We start from the raw sequence: 5,013 nt of genomic DNA, 5'->3' as shown, positions 1-5,013 counted from the left end.
TGAACCAGAAGACCGAGCGTAGCTGGCGGCAAAACATCGAGCAGTGGCGAGCCGACTGGGACCAGACGCTGGAAAAACGCGCCATGGTCGCGGCCGATCCGATCAATCCGCAGCGGGTGGCGTTCGAGCTGTCGCCGCGCCTGCCGGATGCGGCTATCGTCACCAGCGACTCGGGCTCCTGCGCCAACTGGTATGCGCGCGACGTCAAGCTGCGTCGCGGCATGATGGGTTCGTTATCCGGCGGTCTGGCCTCGATGGGCGCCGCCGTGCCCTACGCCATCGCCGCCAAGTTCGCCCATCCGGAGCGTTCGGTCGTGGCCATGGTGGGCGATGGTGCGATGCAGATGAACAACATGGCCGAACTCATCACCGTCGCCAAATACTGGAAGGAGTGGCAGAACCCGCAATGGATCTGCTGCGTGTTCAATAACGAGGACCTGAACCAGGTGACCTGGGAGCAGCGCGCGATGGAAGGCGATCCGAAGTTCGAGGCCTCGCAGAACATCCCCAACGTGCCCTACCACCGCTTCGCCGAATCCATCGGCCTGAAGGGCATCTACGTCGACCGCGAAGATCAGGTCGCCGCCGCCTGGGATCAGGCGTTTGCCGCCGACCGGCCAGTGCTGATCGAATTCAAGACCGATCCCGACGTGCCGCCGCTGCCGCCGCACATCAAGCTGGAGCAGGCCAAGAAGTTCGCCACCGCGCTGCTGCACGGCGACCCGAACCAGGCCGGCATCATCAAGCAGTCGGTCAAGCAGGTGATGAGCAAGGTGATGCCGGCGCGGGACAAGGATTGAGCCGGCGCCGGTCGGCACGTCCACGCGCCGACCGGTCAGCCCCCGCCGAGCTGCGGCTTACCGTCCGGCGATCAGGACTCAAGAGAACGCCTGTCTAGCCGAAAGCCTTGTGTCCGTTGTCGCCCTGTGCGGCGCGCAACATAGGTTCAAGGGGCTTGCATGACCATCAAACTTCGCCTGATCGCGCTGGTGTCGATTGCTTTGCTATCGCTGTTCGCCGTCGGCGCGCTGGGGCTGATCCAGCTACGAAAACTCGACGCATCGGTCGCGCATATCACCAGCAATGAGGTTCCGCGCCTGGTGGATGCGAAGACCTTTGCCGGTCGTTATCAGGAACTGCGCGGCATCATCTTCCGGCACATCGCCGACCCCGATTCCGCGCGCAAGCGAACGCTCGATGAGCAGTTGCAACGCAAGGGTCGTGAGTTCGATGAGGATCTGGCTCGGGCCATTGCCGATGCCGACTCGGAAGAAGCCACCCGAGCGCTGGAAGAATTCCGCAAGACGGTCAAGGCCTACCTCATCGTCGGCGAGACGGCGCTGGCCCGCTCACGCCAGAACCAGACCGAGGCCGCAATGGAACTGGCCTCAAGCCCATTCATCGAGGATGCCGCCATTCTCACCGGGCAGCTGGCGGATCAGCTTTCCGCCGATGCCACCACCGCCCTTAATGCCACCCAGCAAGCCTCTGCCGAGGCCTACCGCACATCGTTCCGGCTTCTGCTGGGCATCGTGCTGGCGGCGCTGGTGGTGATGATGGGCTTCGGCCTTACCCTGGGCCGCTCGATCATGTCGCCCTTGCAGGCGATGCGACGGACTGTCATGACCATCGGTGAAACGCTCGACCTGACTCGCCGCGTCGGGTCCCGTTCGAACGATGAGATCGGCCAGACCGTGCAGGCCTTCGACACCATGATCGAAGCCCTGCAGCGCAGCTTCAACGACCTGGCCAGGAACGCAGAGGATGTGGGCCGTGCCGCCGGCGTGCTGCGGGTCAATGCCAACGAATTCTCCGGCAGCTCCGTCGCCCAGGCCGACGCGGCGACGCAGATGGCCGCCGGCGTCGAGGAAATGACCGTCAGCATCGACCATGTGGCCGAACGCGCCGAGGATGCCGCCAAGCTGTCGACCGAGGCGGGCAACCGTGCCGCCGAAGGCGTCGCGGTGGTGCAAAGCACCATTGACGACCTGGGCATGATTGCCGAAGAAGTGAACGGCACCGCCGAGAGCGTGCATAACCTGCAACAGGAAACCACGCGCATCTCCACCGTTACCGGGGTGATCGGCGATGTCGCCGCGCAGACCAACCTGCTTGCCCTCAACGCGGCGATCGAAGCCGCACGCGCCGGGGAACAGGGCCGCGGTTTCGCCGTGGTCGCCGATGAAGTACGCAAACTGGCGGCACGCACCGCCGAATCCGCCGCAGAGATTACCGGTATCGTCGCGGCCATCGAACAAGGCGCCAGCGATGTGGTGAAGCGCATGCAGCAAGCCGTGCATACGGTCCAGCAGAGCGCCAGCCGTGCGGAGGAAACCGGCGTAGCGGTACAGGCGATCCGCAACGCTTCGACCCAGACCGTAGCGCTGGCCTCCGAAATCTCATATGCCATTCGCGAACAAAGCGCCGCCAGCAACCTGATCGCTGTACAGGTGGAGAAGATCGCCTTGATGAGCGAAACCAATACCGGCACCGCCAACCAGACCTCCAGCCAGGCCGACGATCTGCATGCCCTGGCCGAGCGGATGCTCACCGATATTTCACGTTACCGTTACTGAAGCAGGGGCCAGCCATGCGTTTGAAATCACTCACAGCCCTATTGCCGGCGTTGCTCGTCTGCTTGAACGTTTCTGCGGCCGAGCCGGGCAAACTGCTCATCTGGATCAATGCCGACAAAGGCCACGGCGGCCTGCAACAGGTCGCGACCCGCTTCACCGAGGCGACCGGCATTGCGGCCCGGGTCGAACATCCCGACGATCTGGCGAAGAAATTCGAAGAAGCCGCCCGCAACGGTAGCGGGCCGGACATCATCCTCTGGCCGCAGGACCGCCTCGGCGATTTTATTGCCAAGGGTCTGGTCGTCCCTGTCGAGCCACCGCAAGCATTGCGCGAAGCACTGGTCTCGGTGGGCTGGGATGCCTTCACCGTCGGCGGACGGACCTGGGGTTATCCGGTCGGCGCCGAAGCCATCATGCTGCTCTACAACAAGGCACTGATCACGGCTCCCCCGTCCTCGTTCGAAGAAATCGAGACGCTGGATAGCGAGCTCGGCAAGCGCGGCATCAAAGCCATCGGCTGGGATTACACCAATGCCTACTTCAGCTGGCCACTCTTGGCAGCCAACGGCGGCTACGTGTTCAAGCGTCAGCCCGATGGCAGCTACGACACGGCAGATATCGGCATCGATAACGCGGGCGCTCTGGCGGGTGGCCGCCTGTTGCGCCGTTTCATCGACAGCGGCGTACTGCCGCAAGGCGGGATGCCCGGCGATGCCGCACAGCAGGCGATGCATGCAGGCAAACAGGCGATGTGGATAACCGGCCCCTGGTCATGGGAAGGGCTGCGCCGGGCCGGCGTCGATTTCGGTGTCGCGCCCCTGCCCACCGTCGACGGTCAACCGGCGCGCCCCTTCGTTGGCGTCATGGGCGCGATGATCGCCGCGCAAAGCCCGAACGGCGCGGCTGCCAAGCAATTCATCGAAGGCTATCTGTTGGATAGCGAAGGGCTGCGCACAGTGAACGCCGACAAGCCCATCGGTGTGCCGCTGAACAAGCGGCTTTTCTGGGACATGGTCACGGATGAGCACCTGCGGATATCGATGGATGGCGTCACCTTCGGTCGCCCAATGCCTTCGGCACCGCAAATGAGTTCGTTCTGGGAGGCTGCCAACGCCGCGCTGCTGGACATTGCTCAAGGCACCGACGAGGCAACCGCGCTGGGCAATGCGGCACGGCAAATGCGCGGCGAAGAGATTGCGGCGGAGCCTGCCGCTGCGTCGAGTACCGAGCCTGACGAGGTTGTTTCCGAAGAATTGGAAGATATGCCGGAAGCCGATCCGGAGGCGCTTTGACGGCCGGTCGGCCTGCGCCGGTGACCTGCATTAGGTATTTAGATCAACCCTGGCGGCACTGGCGCCGCCAGGGTAGCTGATGTCTGCTGCAAGGCCCGCCGTAGCGGGCCGCGGCGATCAGTCTTCCTTGTCGTGGGTGACTTCGCCGGTCTTGCCGTCAATCTTGAATTCCCAGGTTTTGCCGTCGGCCTTGGTGCCTTCGCCTTCCCAGGAATTGTTATCGGCGTCGATCGAATGGAGCGTGGTGTAGCCGGCGGCCTTGGCCTTCTCGACAGCCTGTTCGAGGGTGATCCAGTCAGCGCCCGGCTTGTCCGCCAGAGCAAAGCCGCTGGCGCCTCCGAGAACGGCGATGGCAAGAGCGGCGGTCAGTTTCTTGTGATACATGCGCGTGATCCTCTTGATGTTTCATCGATGCGAGCCGCAACGCGGCTTCTAATGAATACGAGGCCCGCCATCAGCAAGGGTTCCTTGCATCCCGTCTGCCATGGGCATCGAGACTGTGTCAGCGCTTGTCGATGGAGACGATCGCCGCCTCGTCGCCCTCGCTCTGGAAGCCGATGCGGACCGCGTCGCCCACTTCAAGTCCTTCGAGCTGCTGCTCTCTGACCTGAAACTGCATGGTCGAAGCCGGCCACTTCAGCGCCGGGACCGGGCCATGAGCGATAGTTACCACCTCCCGCTCGCGATCCATGGCCTCGATGGTACCGGTGGCGCGGATGACTGGCTCGGAGACCATTTCCGTAGCGGGCCCGGCGTCGATATCCGGCGAAGGCGCCGGCGTAGTCGGTTTGAGTAGATCTTCGGCCAGCGCAGGCTGTGCGAGCAGCGCCAGGCTCAGCGTGATGCAATGAAGCGCTTTCATGACAGACCTCCTGAAACAGGTGGACGTACGCGTATTGGACAATACGCCCGCATCTATTGCTGCCGGTGAATGTTTGTCCGCGTTCAGCTTGGCGTAAGCCGCGACTCGTAACCTGTGAATCGTCGAAACCCACACAGGAAAACGAACCATGAAAACACTGACTACGCTGATCACTGCCGCCACCCTCGCCCTCGGTGCCAACCTGGCCATGGCCAAGGACATCGGTCCCGACGAAGCACTGAAGCTGCGCGATGCCGGCACCATCCAGTCGTTCGAGAAGCTC

5 protein-coding genes and 1 pseudogene are annotated in these 5,013 nt (G+C 63.2%); 4 read left to right on the top strand and 2 right to left on the bottom strand.

The features are described 5' to 3' along the window. The 3 genes from ACN0YJ_RS14430 to malE all read left to right on the top strand — a co-directional run. On the top strand, positions 1-800 hold an 800-nt coding region (locus ACN0YJ_RS14430), incomplete at its 5' end, for a thiamine pyrophosphate-dependent enzyme (protein ID WP_417496606.1). A gap of 159 nt (positions 801-959) precedes the next feature. Next, complete coding sequence (locus tag ACN0YJ_RS14425; RefSeq protein ID WP_404395256.1) at positions 960-2,576, top strand: methyl-accepting chemotaxis protein; 1,617 nt, start codon at positions 960-962, stop codon at positions 2,574-2,576. A gap of 14 nt (positions 2,577-2,590) precedes the next feature. Further along, positions 2,591-3,868: a maltose/maltodextrin ABC transporter substrate-binding protein MalE gene (malE, locus tag ACN0YJ_RS14420; protein ID WP_212619335.1), complete on the top strand. Its 1,278-nt coding sequence runs from the start codon at positions 2,591-2,593 to the stop codon at positions 3,866-3,868. A 117-nt stretch (positions 3,869-3,985) separates the two neighbouring features. On the opposite strand, the gene ACN0YJ_RS14415 is transcribed toward malE, so the two are convergent. Both ACN0YJ_RS14415 and ACN0YJ_RS14410 read right to left on the bottom strand, forming a co-directional pair. Beyond that, positions 3,986-4,252 (bottom strand): PepSY domain-containing protein, encoded by a 267-nt coding sequence (locus ACN0YJ_RS14415; RefSeq protein WP_058063772.1) that lies wholly within the window; start codon positions 4,250-4,252, stop codon positions 3,986-3,988. Positions 4,253-4,370: 118 nt separating this feature from the next. Continuing rightward, on the bottom strand, positions 4,371-4,730 hold the full coding sequence (locus ACN0YJ_RS14410; protein ID WP_278348997.1) for a copper-binding protein: 360 nt from the start codon (positions 4,728-4,730) through the stop codon (positions 4,371-4,373). A 148-nt stretch (positions 4,731-4,878) separates the two neighbouring features. On the opposite strand from ACN0YJ_RS14410, the pseudogene ACN0YJ_RS14405 reads away from it, so the two are divergent. Further along, positions 4,879-5,013: pseudogene (locus ACN0YJ_RS14405) on the top strand (peptidase); the annotation flags it as partial.

Origin of the sequence: Maricaulis sp. (assembly GCF_048270095.1) — a bacterium.
Taxonomy (GTDB): Bacteria; Pseudomonadota; Alphaproteobacteria; order Caulobacterales; family Maricaulaceae; genus Maricaulis.
The sequence above is the reverse complement of the archived record's forward strand: the minus strand, read 5'-3'. Positions and strand labels throughout refer to the sequence as shown.